Annotated in this window: 22 protein-coding genes; 2 read left to right on the forward strand and 20 right to left on the reverse strand. The window is 67.1% G+C overall.

Translation table 11 applies throughout. From position 1 onward, the window contains the following. Positions 1–138: 138 nt before the first annotated feature. Positions 139–1455, forward strand: coding sequence for a hypothetical protein (locus AC1DJN_RS11585; RefSeq protein ID WP_200867499.1), 1317 nt, complete (start codon positions 139–141; stop codon positions 1453–1455). 45 nt (positions 1456–1500) lie between these two features. Here AC1DJN_RS11585 and AC1DJN_RS11590 read toward each other — a convergent pair whose 3' ends face one another. The 5 genes from AC1DJN_RS11590 to AC1DJN_RS11610 form a co-directional block, all read right to left on the reverse strand. Then, a complete protein-coding gene (locus AC1DJN_RS11590) occupies positions 1501–2628 on the reverse strand; it encodes an ABC transporter permease (RefSeq protein WP_032976013.1) in 1128 nt (375 codons plus the stop codon). Beyond that, positions 2625–3812, reverse strand: a complete 1188-nt coding sequence (locus tag AC1DJN_RS11595) for an ABC transporter permease (protein WP_032976015.1) — start codon at positions 3810–3812, stop codon at positions 2625–2627. The genes AC1DJN_RS11590 and AC1DJN_RS11595 overlap by 4 nt, the downstream gene beginning before the upstream one ends. Then, positions 3797–4810 (reverse strand): HlyD family secretion protein, encoded by a 1014-nt coding sequence (locus tag AC1DJN_RS11600; protein WP_442251360.1) that lies wholly within the window; start codon positions 4808–4810, stop codon positions 3797–3799. Before AC1DJN_RS11600 ends, AC1DJN_RS11595 begins: the two co-directional genes overlap by 16 nt. Further along, complete coding sequence (locus AC1DJN_RS11605; protein WP_181950189.1) at positions 4803–6179, reverse strand: TolC family protein; 1377 nt, start codon at positions 6177–6179, stop codon at positions 4803–4805. The genes AC1DJN_RS11600 and AC1DJN_RS11605 overlap by 8 nt, the downstream gene beginning before the upstream one ends. Positions 6180–6290: 111 nt before the next feature. Further along, on the reverse strand, positions 6291–7184 hold the full coding sequence (locus AC1DJN_RS11610) for a LysR family transcriptional regulator ArgP (protein ID WP_032976016.1): 894 nt from the start codon (positions 7182–7184) through the stop codon (positions 6291–6293). A 104-nt stretch (positions 7185–7288) separates the two neighbouring features. Here AC1DJN_RS11610 and AC1DJN_RS11615 point away from each other — a divergent pair, with 104 nt between their 5' ends. Beyond that, on the forward strand, positions 7289–7903 hold the full coding sequence (locus AC1DJN_RS11615) for a LysE/ArgO family amino acid transporter (protein ID WP_032976017.1): 615 nt from the start codon (positions 7289–7291) through the stop codon (positions 7901–7903). Here AC1DJN_RS11615 and map read toward each other — a convergent pair. The 15 genes from map to AC1DJN_RS11690 form a co-directional block, all read right to left on the reverse strand. Further along, positions 7900–8682, reverse strand: a complete 783-nt coding sequence (map, locus tag AC1DJN_RS11620; protein WP_442251361.1) for a type I methionyl aminopeptidase — start codon at positions 8680–8682, stop codon at positions 7900–7902. The two genes, AC1DJN_RS11615 and map, sit on opposite strands and share 4 nt — an antisense overlap. A gap of 10 nt (positions 8683–8692) precedes the next feature. Further along, positions 8693–8905, reverse strand: coding sequence for a ParD-like family protein (locus tag AC1DJN_RS11625; protein ID WP_025873788.1), 213 nt, complete (start codon positions 8903–8905; stop codon positions 8693–8695). Between the two features lie 67 nt (positions 8906–8972). Further along, positions 8973–9332, reverse strand: coding sequence for a bleomycin resistance protein (locus AC1DJN_RS11630; RefSeq protein ID WP_032976020.1), 360 nt, complete (start codon positions 9330–9332; stop codon positions 8973–8975). A 201-nt stretch (positions 9333–9533) separates the two neighbouring features. Further along, positions 9534–10418 (reverse strand): arginase family protein, encoded by an 885-nt coding sequence (locus tag AC1DJN_RS11635; RefSeq protein ID WP_032976021.1) that lies wholly within the window; start codon positions 10416–10418, stop codon positions 9534–9536. A gap of 3 nt (positions 10419–10421) precedes the next feature. Further along, complete coding sequence (locus AC1DJN_RS11640) at positions 10422–11486, reverse strand: GNAT family N-acetyltransferase (protein WP_032976022.1); 1065 nt, start codon at positions 11484–11486, stop codon at positions 10422–10424. Between the two features lie 32 nt (positions 11487–11518). Next, complete coding sequence (locus AC1DJN_RS11645) at positions 11519–12919, reverse strand: aspartate aminotransferase family protein (protein WP_032976023.1); 1401 nt, start codon at positions 12917–12919, stop codon at positions 11519–11521. Positions 12920–12967: 48 nt separating this feature from the next. Beyond that, positions 12968–13654: an MtnX-like HAD-IB family phosphatase gene (locus tag AC1DJN_RS11650; protein ID WP_478039226.1), complete on the reverse strand. Its 687-nt coding sequence runs from the start codon at positions 13652–13654 to the stop codon at positions 12968–12970. A 162-nt stretch (positions 13655–13816) separates the two neighbouring features. Then, the gene (locus AC1DJN_RS11655) at positions 13817–15019 is read right to left on the reverse strand and encodes a DegT/DnrJ/EryC1/StrS family aminotransferase (protein WP_478039227.1); all 1203 of its coding nucleotides are present in this window, start codon (positions 15017–15019) and stop codon (positions 13817–13819) included. After that, positions 15016–15414 carry a DMT family transporter gene (locus tag AC1DJN_RS11660; RefSeq protein WP_478039228.1) on the reverse strand — a complete coding sequence of 133 codons (399 nt, stop codon included), beginning with the start codon at positions 15412–15414 and terminating at the stop codon, positions 15016–15018. The genes AC1DJN_RS11655 and AC1DJN_RS11660 overlap by 4 nt, the downstream gene beginning before the upstream one ends. Continuing rightward, positions 15411–15770 carry an EamA family transporter gene (locus tag AC1DJN_RS11665; protein ID WP_032976025.1) on the reverse strand — a complete coding sequence of 120 codons (360 nt, stop codon included), beginning with the start codon at positions 15768–15770 and terminating at the stop codon, positions 15411–15413. Before AC1DJN_RS11665 ends, AC1DJN_RS11660 begins: the two co-directional genes overlap by 4 nt. A gap of 1 nt (position 15771) precedes the next feature. Next, the gene (locus AC1DJN_RS11670) at positions 15772–16608 is read right to left on the reverse strand and encodes an alpha/beta hydrolase (protein ID WP_025873779.1); all 837 of its coding nucleotides are present in this window, start codon (positions 16606–16608) and stop codon (positions 15772–15774) included. Between the two features lie 79 nt (positions 16609–16687). Then, positions 16688–18067: a sensor histidine kinase gene (locus AC1DJN_RS11675; protein ID WP_478039229.1), complete on the reverse strand. Its 1380-nt coding sequence runs from the start codon at positions 18065–18067 to the stop codon at positions 16688–16690. Beyond that, positions 18064–18735: a response regulator gene (locus AC1DJN_RS11680; RefSeq protein WP_478039230.1), complete on the reverse strand. Its 672-nt coding sequence runs from the start codon at positions 18733–18735 to the stop codon at positions 18064–18066. Before AC1DJN_RS11680 ends, AC1DJN_RS11675 begins: the two co-directional genes overlap by 4 nt. A gap of 130 nt (positions 18736–18865) precedes the next feature. Beyond that, positions 18866–19990 carry a metallophosphoesterase gene (locus AC1DJN_RS11685; RefSeq protein ID WP_478039231.1) on the reverse strand — a complete coding sequence of 375 codons (1125 nt, stop codon included), beginning with the start codon at positions 19988–19990 and terminating at the stop codon, positions 18866–18868. Positions 19991–20064: 74 nt separating this feature from the next. Then, a complete protein-coding gene (locus AC1DJN_RS11690) occupies positions 20065–20514 on the reverse strand; it encodes a winged helix-turn-helix transcriptional regulator (protein ID WP_032976028.1) in 450 nt (149 codons plus the stop codon). Positions 20515–20581 lie beyond the last annotated feature (67 nt).

The raw sequence follows: 20581 nt of genomic DNA on the forward strand, positions 1-20581 counted from the left end.
GTGCCGGCGTTCTCCGTTTCCGGACCCGTTCCGTGGGGCAGGGCGCATGCCTATACTGCGCCGACCTCCAGGGATGAATCGCCAGTGAACAAGTCGAGCGCTGTAGACCGTCGGGAACCGTCCGATGTTGCTGATGCAATGCCTCGCACGACAGCCAGCTACTCCCGCGTGCGTGACCGCACCGACGAGCTGGAGCTGTTCATTTCCGGCCTGCTCGCCTTCGCACTGCTCGCCGTGCCGGGCTACCTGTTCGATGCGTGGGCGCGCAGCAGCCTGCATACCGAAGGTGTCTATTTCCAGGCGCTGTGGTTCGCCTTCAGCATCGGCGTCGGCATGTGCTACGTGCTGGCGGTGGCCTTGATCATCCACTTGGCCGTGCGCGGCTACTGGATCGGCCTGATCGGCCTGAAATCGCACTTCCCCAACGGTATCGACTGGGATCGGTTGACGATGCTGGGGCCGTTCTCACGCGCGTTCCTGCAGCAGCGCGACGGCGGCCTCGACGGCACCATTGAACGCGCGGACCGGCTTGCCACCATGCTGTTCTCGACCACGCTGTTGTGCGTGCAGACCCTGGCCGGCACGCTGGTGGTAGCCATTGTCTCGCTTGGCGTGGCGATGGCCATCGGCGCCGCCTTCGGCGATGTCGATCGCATCACGCTGGGAATCGTTGCGGTGTTGATGCTCTGTCTGCTCGGTCTGGCGATGGTGCCGATGCTGCTGGAAAAGTCGATCGCGCGGCGTCGCGCGCGGGGCCTGGACACGGCACGGCAGGAGAAGCGACTGCAGTCGGTGCTGGCTGGCCTGCAGCGGGTACCCATGCTGCGCCTGCTGCAGACCATGCAGTGGACCCTGCAGAGCAACCTGCGCGGCCGCTCGTTCACGGTGATCTATATTTCGGCGGTGATGCTGGCGATGGTGCTCGCCGCCCTGCAGGTCTATGGCTCGATGACGTTCTCGCTGTTCAACCGCTACAGCGTGCTGACCGAGGAGGCAGTGAACCACGGCATGCTGGGCGCGCACTACGAATCGCTGCGCTCGGCGCACGACCAGTTGCTGCCTTATCCGATGATTCCGGCCGATACCATCAGTGCATCGCGGTTGCGCCTGTTCATTCCCCATCGCCCGCAGCGTGACAACCCGGTGGCGCGACAGCGCTGCGCCGGTGGTGCACGCAACGAAGCGCAGGGCGCACTGGCCGCGACAGCAGCGGTGAACTGCATGGCCACGCTGTGGACGGTGCAGCTCGACGGCGGCAAGGTCGACCTGCATGATTTCGTGCCGATGGAACGCCGCGACCTGGACATGCGYGGGCTGGTGGGCTATCTGCCGATGGCGGACCTGGAGCCGGGCCGGCATGACCTGCGACTGGTCTGGAACGTGGACGGCGGCGAACGCGGCCCCAGCCGTCGTCGCGAATACAGCATCCCGTTCTGGTACGCGCCGGAGCCGTAAAAGGAGACGGAGGGCATTAAGTCGATTTCTCCCTCTCCGTGCCAGCTACGACTTAATCCCCTTCGTCCCCTTTGGGCTGTGCAGACGCCAGAGGGCGAGGGCGCCGTACAGCACCAGCAGCACGGCCAGGGTGATCAGTTCGCGGCTGACCTCGGCCAGGCTGGCGTCCATCTGGTTCAGGCGCACCATCAGGTTGATGCCGGAGGTGGTCGGCAGCAGCTGCGCCAGCCACACCAGCGGGCGCGGGGTCATCACCGCCGGCCACGACAGGCTGGCCAGGAAGAACAGCGGGATCGAGGTGGCGATGATGTACTGGAAGGCGCGTTCGCGCGTGCGGAAGAAACTGCCGACGAACAGCCCGAACGCCACCGTGGCAGCGATGAACAGGGTGCCGCCGAGCAGCTGGCCGAGCGGGTTGCCGCCACGCGGATAGTCCTGCACCCAGGCGGTGAAGCCGGCGTACCAGAACAGCCCGAACAGCCCGATCAGGCCGAAACCGAGGGCCATGCCGGTCAGGGTAGGCAGGTCGAACTGCAGGCGCCGGCCCAGCACCAGCCGGCGGCCACCGAGCAGCACGCCGATGCCCATCAGCAGCGTCTGGTGCACGATCAGTTCGGCCACGCCGGGCACGATCGCGCTGCCATAGCCTTCCTGCGTGTTGAACAAGGGCCGCTGCACGAGGGTGACCGGTGGTGCCTGTGGCGCGCCCATGAACGCGGCCTGGGTGACCGCCGCCTCACGGCCGAACGCACCCAGTGCATCGGCCACGCTGCCCAGCACCCAGCTGGCGCGGCCAAGATAGGCGCCGTTGCCGAGCAGCACCAGTTTGGCCGGATGCCCGCGCAGGATGTCGCGTTCTAGGTTGGCCGGGATCAGCACGATGCCTTCGGCATGGCCGGCCTCCAGCTGTGCGCGCGCTTCCTGCAGGTCGGCCGGTTGCCCGACCACATGGGCCACGCGCAGCGAATCGAGCTTGCGCAGCAGTTCGCGGCTGGTCGCGCTGTGGTCTTCATCGACGACCAGCACGGGCAGGTTGCCGGCCACCTGGTGGCGATAGGCGGCGGGGTAGAAGAACGAGTACAGAATCACCGCGCCGACCATCACCACGATCGCGTAGCGGTCGCAGAGCACGGCCAACAGGGTCTGTCGCAGGCTGTGCCAGATCCGGCTCATGTGCCTGCCCCGGCCGGCTGCGCGGCCTGCGGCGTGCGCGCGAACGCCAGCAGGCGCCAGCCGCCGATGCCGCCAGCAACCGCGATCATCAGCAGCAGCGTGGCCAGCGGCCATAGCGACACCGCCAACGGCGAGCCGATGAACTGCTGCTGGGTCTGCAGCTTGATGTAGGCGCTGAGCGGCAGCAGCAGGTGCCAGACGCGGGTGAACAACGGTGCGTCGATCACCGGGAACGTGGCGCTGGAGAACGCCAGCGCGGTGCCGATGCTCAGGCCCACGGCGGACAGGGCCGTGCCCATGTCACGGGTGACGCCGACGAAGAACAGGGCATAGGCCGCGGTGGCCAGGTAGAACAGCGGCTGTGCGAGCAGCAGCAGAAGCACGCTGCCAGCGATGCCGTCGCCACGCAGCCAGGCCAGATAGGCCGCGCCCAGCGCGCCGTACAACGAGAACAGCAGCACGTAGGGCAGCACCTTGCCTGCAATGGCCGACCATGGTGCATGGCCCAGCCAGGCGGGCAGGGTACCGTCGCGGATCTCACGGCCGAGGCTGCCGGCCACGGCCAGCGCCAGTACCAGCGACAGTACCGCCGGGAAGATCAGTGGCAGCAGGAACAGCTCGTAGCTGCGCGCCGGATTGAACAGGATGTCCGACTGCACCGCGATCGGGGCGGCACGCAGCTTGCCCGGCCCGACCTGCAGGCCGATGCGTTCGCGCAGCAACCGCGCGTTCCACGCAGAGACCGCGTCGCCGATATCCCGCGCGGCGGACTGGCCGGTGGTCATGTAGGTGGCGTTGTAATAGGAAAACACCGTGCCCTGCCGGCCGCGAAGCGCCTGGCGGGTCACATCGCGCGGCACCAGCACCACCGCGAACACCTCCAGCCGACGCAGCTGCGCGCGCGCCTCATCCATATCGACCGGTTGGCTTGCGATGCGCACGCCGGGGCTGGCGTCGAGCATGCGCAGCAGCAGGCGGCTGTCGCTGCTGTGGTCAAGGTCGACCACGGCAATCGGCACATCGCGCATCACCGATGCGGAGAACATCCAGGCCATCACCACCAGCATCAACAGTGGCAGCACGGTGACCAGCGCCAGGTCCGCACGGCTGCTGCGCAACCGGCGCAGTTCGCGCTGCCATGAGCTGCCGAAGCTGCTGCGGCTGGTGTTCAGTGCTGCGGCCATGCGAACAGCACGCTCATGCCGGGGCGGAAGCCCTCGATGCGGCGTACCGGGCGCACCCGCACTTCGAAGCTGCGCACGTCATAGCCCGATGACTGGCGGGTGGTGCGCCAGGTGGCGTAGTCGCCCGCGGGATTGATGAAGTAGACCTCGAACTCACCGTCCTTGCCGAGTGCCGGCACGCTGCCCTGCAGCTTGCTGCCGACCTTCAGGCCCTGCATCTGCGATTCGCGCAGGTTCATCGACACCCACATGCGGTCGATGTCGACCAGAGTGAACACCGGGTAGCCGGCTGGTACCAGTTCGCCCGGGTCGGCCATGCGCTTGTTGATCTCGCCGGCCACCGGCGCGCGGCCTTCCACTTCAACGCGCGCGGCGTTGACTTCCGCCACCGCGCCCTGGGCCTGCTGCACCTGGCCCTGCGCGGCACGCTTGTCCTGTTCGCGCGCGCCGGTCAACGCCATGTCGTACTGGGCGCGGGCGGCGCGGGCCAGTTCGCGCGAGCTGGTGGCCTGGGCCGCCGCTTCATCGCGCTTCTGCCGGGTCATCACCCCTTCGTTGAACAGGTTCTGCACGCGCCGGTAGGTGGCATCGGCAAGCGTGGCACCGGCTTCGGCGCGCTTCCAGTTGGCTTCGGCCGCGCGGATGTCTTCGCTGCGTGCGCCTTCGGCAGCCTTGTCGGCCACCGCCTGCGCCGCAGCCAGTGCGCCGTGTGCCTGCTGTTCCTTGGCTGCTACTTCGGGGCTGTCGAGCAGGAACAGCACCTGCCCGGCCTGCACGCGATCGCCCTCGCGGACCTTCAGTTCGGCCACGCGCGCGGTGATCTTGGCCGACACGTTGAGGGTGTCGGCGTCGGCCATGCCCTGGATCTGGTCGGCGGGGCTGCGCCAGGCCAGCCACAGGCCCAGCACCACCGCCACCAGCAGCACCACCATCAGAATCGGCCCCAGCCGGCGCTTGCCCGGGGGCGTCGTTGCTTCGTCGTGCAACACATCACTCATGATCAATTACCTCGTCTGCACGCCGCCGATGGTCTTCGAAGCGGTCCATCTGTCCACTCACCTCGAGCAGTTGTGCCAAGGCGATATCGTATTGGTAGGCGGCCTGCGCACGTTCAACGCGGGCACCGCCAAGACCGAGCCGTGCGTCGATCACGTCCAGCGAGGTGGCCTGGCCTTCGCGGAAGGCCAGCTCCTGCAGGCGCAGGTTCTCGTCGGCCTGGGCGATGCTGCTGTCCAGCAGCACGAACTGCTGGCGTGCGGTTTCCAGCTCGTTCCAGGCCTTGCGCACACCCAGCGCGACCTGGTTCTCGGCCTCGCGCAGGCCGGCCTCGGCCTGTTCCTGCTGCGCGCGTGCCGCACTGATCTGTGCCGGCCGTGAGTTCGGCGACAGGAACGTGTACTTCAGGCCGATGCCAAACGCCCAGTCCGGATCGGTCAGCATTTCGTCGCGGCGCCGGAAGTCGTACTGGCCGAACAGGAATACCGTTGGCTTCAGCTTGGCCTGCTGCACGCGCACGCCCTGTTCGGCCTGCGCCACGATCGCCCGCAGGCGGGCGATCTGCGGCTGCCGTGCCTGCGCGGTGCGCTCGAAGCTGGCGACCGGTTCCAGCGGCGCGCGCTGCACGAACAGCGGCGACAGCGGCTGCACATCGCCGCCACTGCGCAACAGCGTGGCCAGCGCAGCCTTCAGCGTGGCCAGATCATTGAGCGTCTTCTGGTACTCGCGCTCGGCCTTGTCGCGGGCGACGGTGGCCTGCAGGCGCTGCGCACGCGTGGCGAAGCCTTCGCGTTCCAGTTTCTCGGCATCGGACAGGTGGCGGTTCAAGCCATCGCGCACGTCGCGGCGCACGACCACTGCCTGTTCGGCCAAGCGCTGACCGAAGTAGGCCTGGGCCAGTTGCACGGTCAGCGACTGCCGCTGCGCTTCGCGCTCGGCGCTGGCCTGTTCGCTGGCCGCGCCGGCAGCACGCTGCGCGGCCGGAATCAGGCCGCCGGTGTACAGCGGCAGCACCGCAGTGACCACCGGCCGTGTGCGCCAGTCGCGCTCGGTGAACGACAGCGGTGAGTCGATGCCAAAGGCTTCGGCCACCGGCGCCAGCGAGCCCAGCGGCAGGGTCAGTGTCTTCTGGAACTGCAGCCGCCGCACTTCGCCGGTGATCTCCGGCAGGCGCAGCAGGCGGGTGGCCTCGTGCAGGTCTTCCTTGTTGCGCACGCCGGCATCAGCAGCGGCCAGCGCGTCGGAGACCTGTTCCAGACGCTGCCGCGCCTGTTCCCATTCCAGTGCGGGAGGCGCGCTGGTCTGTGCCGCTGCAGCCAGCGGCAGGCTGGCCAGCAAGGCCAGGCCGGCAGCGCCGAGCGCGCGATGCATCCTTGTCCGTGGGCAGCTCAGGCGCATGCCGTTCCTGTAGTGAAGAAGTGGGCAAACGGTAGTGGTCCGCGCGTGAAGCCGGGGTCTGCGGTGGTCTGGATCATGCTCTTTTCAACGTAGGGTATTGCCCGCGGCGGTACGCAGCGCGTGGGTGATGTGTTGCAACGTGCTCGAACGCACGGCGGCATGCTGCCAGAACAAGGGTACGTCGAGCCAGCGACGCGGTTCCAGCACCACTATCTGTCCGGCCTCTGCCGCTGGCCTGACCAGGGCCTCCGGTGCCAGGCACCAGCCCAGCCCACGCGCGGCAGCATCGACGAAGCCGGTGGAGGAGGGCAGGTAGTGTACGGGCGGTTGCATTCGCGCGCGGGTGAGCCTGCGCAGGAAACGCCATTGCAGTTCATCCTTGCGGTTGAACACGATCATCGGCGCCGAGGCCAACGCCTCGGCCTGCATGCCCGTGCTGAAGTGGCGGCGCGCAAATGCCGGTGAGGCGATGGCGTGGTAGCGCATCGCGCCCAGCGGATGCACGTTGCAACCCTTCAGCGGTCTGCGTTCGGCGGTGACCGCGCCAAGCACGCTGCCGGTGCGCAGCAGTTCCAGGGTGTGGTCCTGGTCGTCCATGCGCAGGTCGAACAGGTAGCCGTGGCGCTGGTGCAGCTCGGCGATGGCGGCGACGAACCAGGTGTCCAGCGAATCGTCGTTGACCGCCAGCGGAATCGGTGTACGGGTGGCATCGCTGCCGCGTTCCGGCAGCAGTTCGGCAAGCGCTTCGGCCTGCAGTGCCTGCATCGGCCGCACCCGCCGCAGCAGCACTTCGCCGGCAGCAGTAGGCCGGCACGGGGCCTGGCGCACCACCAGCACCTGGCCCAGCCGGTCTTCAAGCGCCTTGATCCGTTGCGACAACGCCGACGGGCTGATCGAYAGGCGGCGTGCGGCGGCCTCGAAGCTGCCTTCTTCGAGCACGGCGGTGAAGGCGCTCAACTGCGGATGTACCAGGTCCACGCGGTGCCTCTTCAGTTTTTCTGCACAGGATAAAGAAAAACCAGTTTGCCTTAACGAGTCCGTTGGTCGCACCCTGCGCCTCTTCTCAAGGTGGAGAGCGTCGGATGTGGATTGCTGCGGCCCTGGCCGGTCTGTTTGCAGGTGCTGGCCTGATCATCGCCATCGGCGCGCAGAACGCCTTCGTGCTGCGCCAGGGGCTGCAGCACCGCTACGTGGGCATGGTGGTGCTGGCCTGCATGGGCGCGGACATCGCGCTGATCCTGGCCGGCGTGGGCGGCATGGGGGCGCTGGTGCTGCAGTGGCCGTTGCTGTTGCAGGTGCTGCGCTTCGGCGGGGCCGCCTTCCTGCTGTGCTATGGGCTGCAGGCTGGGCTGCGCGCGTGGCGCGGTGGCAGCGCGCTGGCCGCGGCCGATGCCAGTGGTGGCAGCCGGCGGCAGGTGCTGCTGGCCTGCCTGGCGTTCACCCTGCTCAACCCGCACGTCTACCTGGATACGATGGTGCTGCTGGGCAGCCTGTCCACGCGCTACCCGGGTGACCTGCGCTGGGCGTTCGCAGCGGGCGCCTGCGTGGCCAGCGTGCTCTGGTTCTGTGGGCTGGGGTTCGGCGCACGGTTGCTGCAGCCGGTGTTCCGCAACGCGGCAGCATGGCGGTTGCTGGATGCTGGCGTGGCGGCCTTCATGCTGTGCCTTGCGCTGCTGTTGCTGCTGCGCCCGCTCTAGGCCGCATCCAGCGCGCACAACGGGGTTTCACCAGGGCGCAGGGTCAGCACGCGCACGCCGCTGCCGGTCACGGCCACGGTGTGCTCGAACTGCGCCGACAGCTTGCCGTCACGGGTATACACCGGCCATTCGTCGGGCTGCTGGCGGATGGCAGGCTTGCCCTGGTTGAGCATCGGCTCGATGGTGAACACCATGCCTTCCTGCAGCTCCATGCCGGTGCCGGCATGGCCRTAATGCAGGATCTGCGGTTCCTCGTGCATCTCCTGGCCGATACCGTGGCCGCAGTACTCCTTGACCACGCTGTAGCCGTGGCTGCGGGCGTGGCGGGCGATGGCGTGGCCGATATCGCCCAGGCGCGCGCCGGGCCGCACGGCGGCGATGCCTTTCCACATGGCCTGGTAGGTCACCTGCACCAGCTTGCGCGCGGCGTAGTCGGCATCACCCACAACATACGTGGTGCTGGAATCGGCAATGTAGCCGTTCTTCTCCAGCGTGATGTCGAGGTTGACGATCTGGCCATTGCGCAGCACGTCATCGGCCGACGGCATGCCGTGGCAGACGACGTTGTCGATCGAGGCATTGAGCACGTACGGGAACCCGTACTGCCCCTTGCTGGCGGGCCGCGCCTGCAGCTCGTCGACGATCATCCGCTCGACGATGTCGTTGATCTCCAGCGTGCTGCGACCCTGCAGAGGCAGGGCGTCGAGCATGGCGAAGACCTGCGCCAGCAGTCGTCCGGACTCGGCCAGGCGGTCGATCTCGTCGGGGCGCTTGATCATGGCCATCGGCTCAGGCCCGCCCGGGGGCAAGCAGCTGCGGCTGCACACCGGCGGCGCGCAGTTCACTGGCGACGACGTCCTGGAAGCTCAGGGTCGGGTTCATCTCGCACAGCATGCCGACCCGGATCCAGAACGTGGCCTGGGCGTTGATCGAGCGGTTGGAGACGGTGCAGGCACGGCGCAGCTGGTCGTGCAGGGTGTCATCGATGTTGACGATGCCCATGGGCGTTCTCGATTGGGAGTATACGAAGCGTATACGAAGCGTATATCCCCGTTCAAGCGCGTGGCATTCAGCCAGCGTCGGTGGCGAAGCGCAGGCGGTTGCCGTCCGGGTCGACGATCAGCATCTCGCGGCTTCCCCAGTCGGTATCGTGTGGCGGCTGCTCGATGGATACTCCCGCAGCGCTGAACGCGCGGTGCAGGCCATCGACGTCGGTGACGATGAAATACACCGCACCGCCCACCTCGCAGTCGCCGGTGTGTTCGGTCAGGAAGATCGTCTGGCCTTCGCGGGTGAGCCGGGCGAACAGCGGGAAGCCGGGTTCGAAGCGGTGCTCCCAGTCGACGAGGAAGCCCAGGCCCTGCACGTAGAAGGGCAGGCTGGTATCGGCATGGCGCATGCGCAGCTGCGGGATGACGGTCTGGGGCATGGCGAGGGCTCCTGGGGCAGACGTCCAGTGTAATGCCGGCCGCTGGCCGGCATCCTCGTGAGCCCGGGAACAACGAGGTCGGGAACAACGAGGTTGCCGGCCAGCGGCCGGCACTACCGACTCTGCCTGGGTCTGGCAGGTGCCAACCTTGGTTGGCACATCGTGGTACAGCTGCCGGTCAGCGGCCGGCACTACCCCCGCTCAGCAGGCCGTCGGAACGGCGGCCATCGCCGCCAGYAGTTCGCGGTTCACCTGCTGGTGCTGCTGCTGCCATGCCGGAAGATCATCGGCGCTGACGTCGGGCTGACCATCCAGCGATGACAACCAGCGCTTGAAACGGCTCTGGTAGTTGGCAAGTGACACCTCGCCGGTGATGTCGCTGCCCACCAGTCCACCGGTGCGCAGGGCCTCGATCACCATCAGCGCGTGTTCAAGCTGGAAGCGGCCCTGGTCCCAGTTGCTGCGGGCGACATCTTCAGCGAACACGTCCTTGTCGATCGACAGGTAGGTCGGTTGAGGGGCCTGCGCCTGTTCGGCGGCGAACGCGGCGACCAGGGCCTCGGGATGGTCGAAGTGGCGGAAGGCAGCTGACATGCCCACGCGGCTGGCCCAGCCCACATCCACATCCATGCACCAGTAGGTCAGCCGCCGCCCCAGCAGCGGCCGCCAGTGGTTCTCCCACGCATGGCCCAGGCCGATATCGGCGGAGGTGATGCCCAGCACATGCACATGCGATACCTGCGGCAATGCGGCGGCAGCATTGACCCAGGAACCGCAGTGCATGCCGAAGGGAAAGCGCATGTTGTCCGGATGGTTGTCCAGCACCACCAGCTGGAACGGGGCACGCGTGTGCAGGTGCTGCAGCAGCGGCAGGCTGAGATGGTGGAAGTCGCCGCTGCCGAGCATGACCGTGCCGAGCTGTGCCGGCAGCGGCCGAAGAACTTCAGTGGCGAAGCGTGACAGCGTGGCGTTGCGGCAGGCAAAGCGCAGCGGGTCATGCCAGTGCTGCAGCGCAAGCGTGCGTGCCTGTGGCAATGGCAGTACGCCACCATCGAGGTCGAGGATCAGCGGCGGACGCAGTTGCATCGGTCAGCCTCCTCCATCCGGCTCAGCCTGCAGGTGCGGGGCCAGCCTGCGCAGGACGGCGCGCAGCAGCGGCGAACGCGCATGCACCGCGTGTACGGTGGAGGTGAAGCGGGCACCCAGTTCGGCCTTGATGCGTGAATCGGTCCAGCCGGCAACGTAGTGGCTGAGGCCGTGCTGCAACGCGTATTCCAGGTTGTGCATCCAGCTGACCGAGTACAGGTTGTGGTCGCGCGACTGCGGATAGGACAGGCCGATGTACTTGTCCACCAGCTTGCCGGCATGCACGTAGCACAGGTTCCAGCCGATCAGCTCGCCGTTGTGGCGGTAAAGGAACAAGCGCCCCTGTCCCTGCGTATCTGCCAGCAGGTGCTGGAAGAAGGGTAGCTCAAGCCGGTCGAAATGCACGGCGCTCTGTGCATACACCTGCAGGTACAGCGCATGCAGTTCGGCCTGCAGCCGCGGTTCGGCAAGGGCAGGGTCACCGGTGGCGATGCAGTCGATCTGCAGGTTGCTGCGTGAGCGCAGCTTGCGCCGGATGTTCTTGCGACGCGCTGCGGACAGGCGTGCCAGATAGGCGTCGATGCAATCGAAATCGATCGCCACCCATGCCAGCGGCATGCCTTCCAGCGGGATGAAACCGCGTGCTTCCAGCGCCTGCAGGAAGGCGTGGCTGTGTGCGTTGGCGGCATCGTCCAGCAAGGGCGAATCGATCGCCAGATCCTTGACCACCAGCAGCCGGCTGTCACCGACGCCATGGCGCAGCACGTCGTCGGCCAGTGCAGCCGCCGACACATGCGCCGGCAGCGGTGTGTACTCGGTGCTGGTGGCACCGATGAACCGCGTCTGCCAGGTCAGCCACGGCCGCCACAGGCGCGACAGCGGCAGCCCCAGCAGGCGCGAGCGCAGTGCATCGTCCAGGGTTGTGGTCAGATCCAATGGCGCACGGAAACTGGGCAGGCCGCTGGGCAGGCGGCTGGCATCGAACCCCAGGGGAGGGTGGGCCAGGAAGCCCTCCAGCAGCGCGGCCGGTTCCAGCGCGGTGCTGGATACACGCGGGATCATGTCCATGCGGGGCACGGGAACCGGCAGCGCATTCCCGCTCAGCCCTTGGCCTTGGTCAGCAGCTGGTCCAGCAGGGTAATCGCCAGGTCGATCTCTTCGTAGCTGATGTTCAACGAGGGCGCGAAGGTGATCACGTTCTTGTACCAGCCACCCACATCGAGCACGAGGCCCATGCGCTTGCCGTCGTGCAGCAGGTCGCCGGCCAGGCCGATGTCGACCATGCGGTCCAGCAGTTCACGGTTCGGGGTGAAGCCATCGGCGGCGCAGATTTCCGCACGCAGTGCCAGGCCGAGGCCATCGACATCGCCGATTTCCGGATGGCGCTTCTGCAGACCGCGCAGGCCGTCGAGGAAGTAGGCCCCCTTCTCCGGCACGGTGCGCTCGTAGTCCATCTCCTTGCCCAGCTTCAGCACTTCCAGGCCTAGGCGCGTGCCCAGCGGATTGGAGTTGAAGGTGGAGTGGGTGGAGCCCGGTGGGAACACGGTCGGGTTGATCAGCTCTTCGCGCGCCCACAGGCCAGACAACGGGTTGAGGCCATTGGTCAGCGCCTTGCCGAACACCAGCACGTCCGGGGTGACATCGAAGTGTTCGATGGCCCACAGCTTGCCGGTGCGCCAGAAGCCCATCTGGATCTCATCGACGACCATCAGGATGCCGTACTTGTCCAGCACGCGCTTGAGGCCCTTGAAGAAGTTGCGCGGCGGAATGACGTAGCCGCCGGTGCCCTGGATCGGCTCGACGTAGAACGCGGCGTACTCGGCCTGGCCGACCTTGGGATCCCACACGCCGTTGTACTCGCTTTCGAACAGGCGCTCGAACTGGTGCACACAGTGGTCGGAGTACTCGTCCGGGGTCATGCCCTTCGGGCGACGGAACGGATACGGGAACGGGATGAACATCGCGCGTTCGCCGAAATGGCCGTAGCGGCGGCGGTAGCGGTAGCTGGAGGTGATCGACGAGGCGCCGAGGGTGCGGCCGTGGTAGCCGCCTTCGAAGGCGAACATCAGGCTCTTGCCGTTGCGCGCGTTGCGGACGATCTTCAGCGAATCCTCCACCGCCTGCGCACCACCGACGTTGAAGTGCACACGGCCATCAAGGCCGAACTTCTCGTGCATGTCCACCGCGATGGTCTTGGCCAGCTGCACACGGGTGGGGTGCAGGTACTGGCTGGCGACCTGCGGCAGGGTGTCGATCTGGTCCTTCAGCGCATTGTTCAGGCGCTGGTTGGCGTAACCGAAGTTGCACGCCGARTACCACATCTGCAGATCGAGGTACGGGGTGCCGGCGGCATCGAACATGTAGCTGCCTTCGCAGCGCTGGAAGATCTTCGGCGGATCAACGTAGTGCACGGTGTCGCCGAAGGAGCTGTAGCGGGCTTCATCTGCCAGCAGCTGTGCATCGGTGATGGCGGCATCGGCGTTCTTGTCAAAAATATTCATCGGTTCGATTCCGGAGAGGGCATTCAAAGGAAGCAACGGGCGGAGCGATCAGGCGGTGGCGAGCAGCCGCGGAAGCGAGGGYTGAAGCAGGCTGCCGTCGAGCAGGCGCGGCARCAGCGCAGTRGCGTCGTGGAAGGTGTCGATGGCGGCGTGGGGRATGCCGGCGTYGGTGCAATGGGCRATCAGGCGACGCTTGGCGAACACGAAATCGGCGTGTTCGGATACGCAGAAATCGGAGGCGCCATCGCCGATCATCAGCACGCGGGGAGCTTCGTCAGCACGCGCCTGCGCCGCGCAGGTGCACTTGCAGGTGCCGCTGCGGCAGCCTTCGGCCTGGTAGGGAGATTCAAGCTGCCAATGGCCGTCAGACCAGCGCAGGTGATTGGCCACCACAGGCAGCGGCGGCAGGCCGTGATTGGCGAGGATGCGATGGATTGCGTAGTCCAGGCCGTCGCTGACGATGCGCAGTGGCAGGCCCAACGCCTGCGCGCGTTTGACGAAAGCGGCGAAGCCCGGATCGATCCGTACCTGGTCCAGGTGTGCATCGAGGGTGGCCGGATCAAGCTTCAGCAGGCGGACCTGGCCCTGCATGCATTCACGCGAACCGATCTCGCCTGAGCGCCACTGGTCTTCCAGCTGCTGCCAACCGGGCTGGCCGAAGTTTTCCAGCAGCGAATCAATGACGTCCTCGAGGCTGATGGTGCCATCGAAGTCACACAGGATGCTCCATTGCATGGGCAGCTCCGTCGATGAAGAGAGGCCTTGGCACGATGCCGGCGACGGGGCCAATGTAGGCAGGCCGTCTTTCTCGTTCCTTTCCACCTGAAAGCCCGAACGGAGGCACTCGGGAAGCGTTCAGCCAGTGAGCGCGAAGCAGGCTTTGCCCGGCTTCAACCTCTACTGACCAGCCAGTACCTTCACGATCTCGCAGCTGTCTTCGTGGGTCAGCCAGGGGCTGTTGCCCACGGTCAGGGAGCGGGCGGCGAAGTCGCGGGCATTGGGTACGTCCGCGTCTGCGACGACGCCTCGCAGATAGGCATAGTCCGGCAGGGCGTGGATGAACATGCGGCTGACACCCAGGCCGCGCTGCCACAGCGATGAAAGCGCTTTGTCACGCGCAAGTTCGCTGGGCAGCAGCAGCATCAGCATCGGCCAGGTGCCAAGAGTGCCAGGCATCCCGTCCACCACTTCAACGGCAGGCAGCGATTCCAGCTGCACGCRCAGCTGCAGCGCGCGCAGGCGGGCGGCCTGCAGGAAGGCGGGCAGGCGCTGTGCAGCGTGTGCCCCGACGTTCTGCCGCCAGCGGCTGACGCGATGCTGCGGAATATCCAGTGGAAACACATCACCCACCGCAGCTTCCAGGTCGCCACGGCGCAGGGCACGCCGCAGCGGATTTCCATACACCAGCGACAGCAGGGAAGGGCGGTAGCAGGCCGCCAGGCCCAGCAGCTGCAGGCTGCGCGTCAGCTCCCAGCGCGGGTTGAAGGGCGTGTGTCCTGCGGCCTGCTCGATCAATGCCGCACGCAGTTCTTCATCACGTGTCAGCAGCAGGCCGCCCTCATGCAGGCTCAGGCCCTTGCCGGCGGCCAGGCTGAAGAAGCCGATGTCGCCGCGCAGGCCGACGCTGTTGCCGGCCACGCGTGCACCCAGTGCCTGTGCAGCGTCCTCGATCACCCACGCACCGACGCGGTGCGCAATGGCACATGCGCGATCAACATCGGTGATGCGCCCGCCCAGATGCGTGGGAATGATCGCCAGCGTGCGTGCATCGGCTGCGGCGTGCAGCGCCACCGGGTCGAAATCGAAATGGTCGCGGCGGGTATCGCACAGGTGTATGCGCAGGCCTAGGCTGTGCACGGCAATCGGTACCAGCGGACAGGTATAGGCCGGCAGGATCACCGTATCGCGCTGCGGCGCGCGCCTGCGCAGGGTGCGCAGGGCGATCAGCAGGGCATGGGTGCCCGAGCAGGTCAGCTGCAGCGGCGGCGTGCCCAGCTGCCCGGCCAGAATCGTGCACAGGTCGCCGCCGCCGGGAAGGAAATCGCTGGCCTGCAGGGGCAGGCCAGCGGTGGGAGGCAACTCGCGCGACAGCAGGCTCACGGGGCCGCTTCGGTAACTGCATGCGGATCATCCGCCTCGGCACGGCCCAGGCAGATGATGCCGGCCACGATCAGCACCGCACCGATCAGGTGATGCAGCGTCAACGGTTCGTGCAGCAGCCACGCCGACAGCAGCAGCACGCTGATCACTTCCAGGTGTGAGGCCGCGAACGCAGGGCCGATCGGCGCGTGCCGCAGCAGGCTCATCCAGGTGAAGAACGCGCCGACGTAACCGARCATCGCGCCRTATACCCAAGGCTGTGACAGCACGCGCAGCAGCCATGCGCTGTTGGCCTCGACCGGCAGCGCGGCGTCTCCGGCATACTTGAAGCACAGCTGGGCCAGGGTGTCGAAGGCCATCAGCAGCGGGAAGCCGACCAGGTACAGCCGCCTCATGTTCCGGCTCCGACCACGGCAACGCCGGCGCTGACCAGCAGCATGCCGGTCACCCGCAACGGCGTCAGCCGCTCGCGGAACAGGATGCGGCCGGCCACCATCAGCGCGACGATGTTGATCGAGCCGAGCAGCACGCCCTGCGACAACGGCACCAGCGACAGGAAGGCGATCCAGGCGACGAATTCAAGCACGTAGCAGGCGATGCCCAGCCACAGCCAGGGACGGCCGAACATGTGTTTCCAGCGCTGCAGGCCTTCGACATCCTGCGGGTCGCTGGCGGCAGCCTTGAAGGCCAACTGGCCGCCGGTATCGAGCACCACGTTGACCAGCCACAGCAGGGTCGCAAGCGATCCCATCTCAGGCGACCGCCTGCAGCACGCCCGCACGTTCGCCGATGTCGCTGAAGAAGCGCGCGCTGCGGCGGATCACTTCGCGCCGTTCGCGATCGATGGTGATCATGTGGTAGCTGTCTTCCAGTACAACCAGTTCGGTCGGTCCGCTGACGCGCGAGATCACCAGTTCGGCATTGCCCATGCTGGCCACGTCATCCTCGCGGGCATGCATCACCAGGCATGGTGCCGTGACCTGGTGCAGGTGACGGCGTGTCCAGGTGCTCAGTGCACGCATTTCGGCCAATGCATGCCACGGGTTGCCTGGCAGGCCGGCAGCGGCACTGTCACCAGAGAGCATGGCGGCGCTGACCTGCGCACGCAGGCGCTCGTCGCGCAGGCCGTACGGCGGCTCTTCCATGAACATGCGGTCGCGGCCGATCCCCAGGCGCTTGAACCACGGCAACAGGAACGAGAAGCGTGCGACCGCCGGAATGTTCCAGCCGTCGTAGCGGAAGGTGGCGCCGTACACCCCCACGCCGGAGACCCAGTCCGGCCGCCGCGCGGCCAGCGCCAGCGCCAGTACCGCCCCCATCGACAGGCCGCCGACGAACAGCTGRTCGACCTTGCCACGCAGGTCCGCCGCCGCGTCTTCCACGCCCTGGTACCACTGTTCCCAGCGGGTCTGCAGCAGGTCTTCGACGCTGCCGCAGTGACCCGGCAGCTGCACGCCATGCACGCTGAAGCCCGCGTTGTTCAGCCCTTTGCCCAGCATGCGCATTTCGGCGGGCGTGCCGGTCAGGCCATGGATCAGCAGGACACCCTGCGGGCCACCGGGAAGAAAGAACTCATGGGATGCAGGCACCAGTCGGCTCCAGCGCGGCAGTCGGGAAGGCCAGCATCGCAAGCGCGATTTTCGGCAACCTTTCAGCGGTTCGTCTGGATCAAGGGCCCTTCAGCAATGGTATGGTGATGGACACCTTCAGGCCACCGCCGGGACGGTTGAGGTAGCCCAGGCGTCCGCCCAGGTGCTCGACGGCCTCATGGGCGATGGCCAGGCCCAGGCCGGTGCCGCTGGCTGCAGTGCCGGGCGCACGGAAGAAGCGCTCCCCCAGCCGCGACATCACGTCCTCGGGCACGCCCGGGCCATTGTCTTCGACGTACAGCTCGACATCGTTGTCGTCCAGGGCCTGCACGCCGACGGTGACGGTCGCATCCGCGCCGGCGTAGCGCAGGGCGTTGTCGATAAGATTGTCCAGCGCCTCGTGCAGCAGTGCGCCGTTGCCCAGTATCCGCACCGGCTGCTGCGGACCCAGGTAGCCCAGGTCGATGCCATCGCGGATCGCTTCGGGCACGCGCATGCCCACCCATTGCGGCACCAGCTCGGACACATCCAACGCCTCCACCGTCTCCGGCACGGTCTGTGCCCGGCTCAACGCCAGCAGCTGGGTGCTGACGCGTGCAGTGCGCTGGTTGAGCCGGCGGATGTTCTGCAGCGCTTCGCGCACGGTCTCTGGATCGCCGTGCGCCAGTGCCTGGTCCACGTGCAGTGCCATGCCCGCCAACGGCGAGCGCAACTGGTGGGCGGCGTCGGCAATGAAGCGGTTCTGCAGCGTGATCATTTCCGCCTGCCGCGCGAACAGGCCATCGATGGTGCTGATCAGGGGCTGGATTTCCTCGGGCACGTCCGCGTCGGAAATCGGTGCCAGCTCGCCGCGGCGCTGGGCCAGGCGCGAGGTCAGCGGGGTCAGGATACGCAGGCCGTGGGTGACGCCGAACCAGACCAGCGCGGCCATTCCCAGCGCCAGCATGGCCATCAGCGGAATGACGATCATCAGGATTTCGCGCGCACGCTGGCGACGGTCGGCCATGCTTTCGGCCACGGTCACTGCCAGCTGGTCCTGCGGATCGTTCATCGCCTGGGTGCAGACCGTCGACATGCGCACCTGCTGGCCGTTCAACTCACCTTCGTACAGCGCCGGGTGCGTACCGCTGCAGTCCTGCRAGGGCGCATAGGCGCTGAAATCTGCGTTGCCGGCGATGGTGCCCAAGCGGCTGCTGTCGACGTTGAAGTAGCGATGACCGTCGGGGTCGTACTCGATCAGAAAACGTGCCTGCGGAGACAGGTCGCTGCTGACCGGCATCGTGCTGAGCATCTGTGCGAACGACACCGTGTCATCGGTCAGGTTGCGGTCGTGGATGCGGTTGGAGTAGTCCAGCGCCACGTAGTAGGCCAGCAGCGTGTTGAAGGTCAGCAGGCCCAGCATCGGCAACGCCAGGAAGGCGAGCAGGCGCCGGCGCAGGCTGGGCGGTCCGCTGATCACGCGCTGGCGTCTTCCAGCATGTAACCCAGCCCGCGCACCGTGCGGATGCCCATACCACCCGGCTGCAGCTTGCGGCGCAGGCGGTGCAGGGCGATGTCCAGGCCGTTGTCGGTCAGGTCCTGGCCCCAGTCGCATAGGGCCTCCACCAGCTGCGCACGCGAGACGATGCGCTCGGCACGCACCGCCAGGGCGGACAGCAGGCCGAATTCGCGCGCGGTCAGCTCCAGCGTCTGCTCGTCTATCCACACCCGGTGCCCGGTCAGGTCCAGGCGCRGCCGGCCGATGCGCAGGTCGGGGTTGCCGTTGCTGGTGACCCGGCGCAACTGCGCGCGCACGCGTGCTTCGAATTCGTCCAGGGCGAAGGGCTTGACCAGGTAGTCGTCGGCTCCCAGGTCGAGCACGCGCACGCGCTCGGCCAGGCCATCGCGTGCGGTGACCACCAGCACGGCCAGGCCATCGCCGCGCTGGCGCAACCGCTGCAGCACATCGCGGCCGTCCAGCTGGGGCAGGCCCAGGTCCAGCACCAGCAGCGCGTACTGGGTGGAGTTCAGGGCGGCATCGGCATGCGCGCCGTTGTCCACGTGGTCGACCACGTGGCCCTGCCGGCGCATCGAGGCGCACAGGCCAGAGGCGATGTCCGGATCGTCTTCTGCGATGAGTACGCGCATGCGCGGGGCTCCTGGGGGCGGATGGGCCGCCCGCTGGACAGGGCGGGCCTCTCGGCTGCCGAGGGTAGCGGCAAACGGGGGGAGGTGGCAGGCGTGAGGGGGCCAGGCGCACCCGGCGCTGGCCCTTCGTTCAGTCCTGCAGGCCAGGCTGGCCCTTGGCCAGCGGCACCCGCGATCCGTCCAGCAGGCCGCGGCTGAGCTTGCCGTCCTCGATGAACAGCAGTTCGCCGTTCTCGCCATTCTTGATGCTGCTGTCGATGGCAATCACGCGGCCGTCGTGGAAGCTGCTGACGTGTGGCATCGAGGTGTGGCCGACCACGATGCGCTTGAGCTGGAGACGGTCGAGCACCGCCTGTACGCCCTGGCTGTCCAGGCGCCCGTCGAAGTAGCCGCGGTACCAGATCGGGCTGGTCTTGCCGTCGTACAACGGTGCGGTGACGGGGTCTGCCTTCACCTCGGCCWTGGGAATGCCCAGCGAGGCCTGGTAGGCGGCATTGGTGTGGGCCGGGTCCAATGCCATCTGCACCGCTTCGGGCGAGATGCCGCCATGCAGGAACAGGGTATCGCCGATCTGCAGCAGCACCGGCCACGTGCGCAGCCACTGGCCGATCACCGAGTCGGCAGCATACAGCTGCGGATAGCTGCGACCGAGCAGCTGCGCGCTGCGCAGGTATTTCGGATTGACGTAACGCAGGTCGTCGTACAGCACCATGGTCTCGTGGTTGCCGAGCACGAAATGCACCGCGCCACCGGCGGCGGCCGCCTGCTGCTGCAGGCCATACAGCAGCCAGAACGCTTCGGTCACCTGCGGGCCGCGATCGAACACGTCGCCGGCGATCACCAGCGTATCCGTGCCCAGTGCCCAGCGGTCCTGCGTGTCGATCACCCGGTTGGCGCGCAGCAGGCGGACCAGCAGCGCGTACTGGCCGTGGATGTCGGACACGGCGACGATGCGTGGCACGGCCGGCAGTATCGATGCCGACGGCGCGTTCGGCGGCAGCACATGCACCGCATGCGGGTAGCCGCAGCGCGCGGCAACCTCCGTGCCATCGGTGCCGGCCTGCACGCTGTGGGTTTCCACCTGGTCCTGGCAGATCCACTGCGCTTTCAGCTGCGCGCCTTCACGGAACAGGTAAGGGCCGTCGCTGTCCACGTGCTCTGCAGGTGCTGCCACGTCGCGGGCAGAGGCCAGTGGTGCGGCCAGCAGCAGGACCAGTGGCAGCAGGATCGACAGGGTTCGGGCGTGGTTCGGCATCGGCGGCATCCAGCGGCAGGAGACGAGCGATGCTAACCGTCCACGGACGCCATCGGTGTGCGCGAACGGGCGGATCAGGCCCGGCCGCCTTCCCCCTTGAGCTTGCGCACGCGGGTATCGGCGGCGCGCACGGGCTGGCCGTCACGGCCATGGGGTTGCATGTAGGGCAGTGGCCGGCGGCTGCTGGATTCGATCAGTTGCGAGTGCGCTTCGCCAGCAGCGAAGCAATGCCGTTCTCCCCATTGGCGCAGGGCCACCAGCAGCGGAAACAGGTCCTGGCCGGCCGCGGTCAGCACATAGTCGTGGTAGGCGCTGCCATCGGCGGCGGGCTGCTGCACCAGCAGCCCCGCCTCGACCAGGCGCCGCAGGCGGTCGCTGAGGATGTTGCGCGCCGCGCCCAGGCTGCGCTGGAAATCGCCAAAGCGACTGACGCCATCGAAGGCATCGCGGATGACCAGCAACGCCCAGCGGTCGCCGAGCAGATCGGCGCTGCGGGCCACGGGGCAGGGGCTGTTGGCGTGCATGGCGGACTCCCTCGATTGTGGTTGCAGTTTAAAACCAGTGGCGCTACCGTGCACCTGGTTTCAAAAT

It is taken from the genome of Stenotrophomonas sp. 05L414_2 (assembly GCF_056397905.1).

Bases quoted from the DNA above. Each gene is read 5' to 3' on its own strand.
- AC1DJN_RS11590 (WP_032976013.1), bottom strand. From the start codon at position 2,628: ATGAGCCGGATCTGGCACAGCCTGCGACAGACCCTGTTGGCCGTGCTC.
- AC1DJN_RS11595 (WP_032976015.1), bottom strand. From the start codon at position 3,812: ATGGCCGCAGCACTGAACACCAGCCGCAGCAGCTTCGGCAGCTCATGG.
- AC1DJN_RS11600 (WP_442251360.1), bottom strand. From the start codon at position 4,810: ATGAGTGATGTGTTGCACGACGAAGCAACGACGCCCCCGGGCAAGCGC.
- AC1DJN_RS11665 (WP_032976025.1), bottom strand. From the start codon at position 15,770: ATGGGATCGCTTGCGACCCTGCTGTGGCTGGTCAACGTGGTGCTCGAT.
- AC1DJN_RS11690 (WP_032976028.1), bottom strand. From the start codon at position 20,514: ATGCACGCCAACAGCCCCTGCCCCGTGGCCCGCAGCGCCGATCTGCTC.
- AC1DJN_RS11630 (WP_032976020.1), bottom strand. From the start codon at position 9,332: ATGCCCCAGACCGTCATCCCGCAGCTGCGCATGCGCCATGCCGATACC.
- AC1DJN_RS11615 (WP_032976017.1), top strand. From the start codon at position 7,289: ATGTGGATTGCTGCGGCCCTGGCCGGTCTGTTTGCAGGTGCTGGCCTG.
- AC1DJN_RS11625 (WP_025873788.1), bottom strand. From the start codon at position 8,905: ATGGGCATCGTCAACATCGATGACACCCTGCACGACCAGCTGCGCCGT.
- AC1DJN_RS11640 (WP_032976022.1), bottom strand. From the start codon at position 11,486: ATGGACATGATCCCGCGTGTATCCAGCACCGCGCTGGAACCGGCCGCG.
- AC1DJN_RS11605 (WP_181950189.1), bottom strand. From the start codon at position 6,179: ATGCATCGCGCGCTCGGCGCTGCCGGCCTGGCCTTGCTGGCCAGCCTG.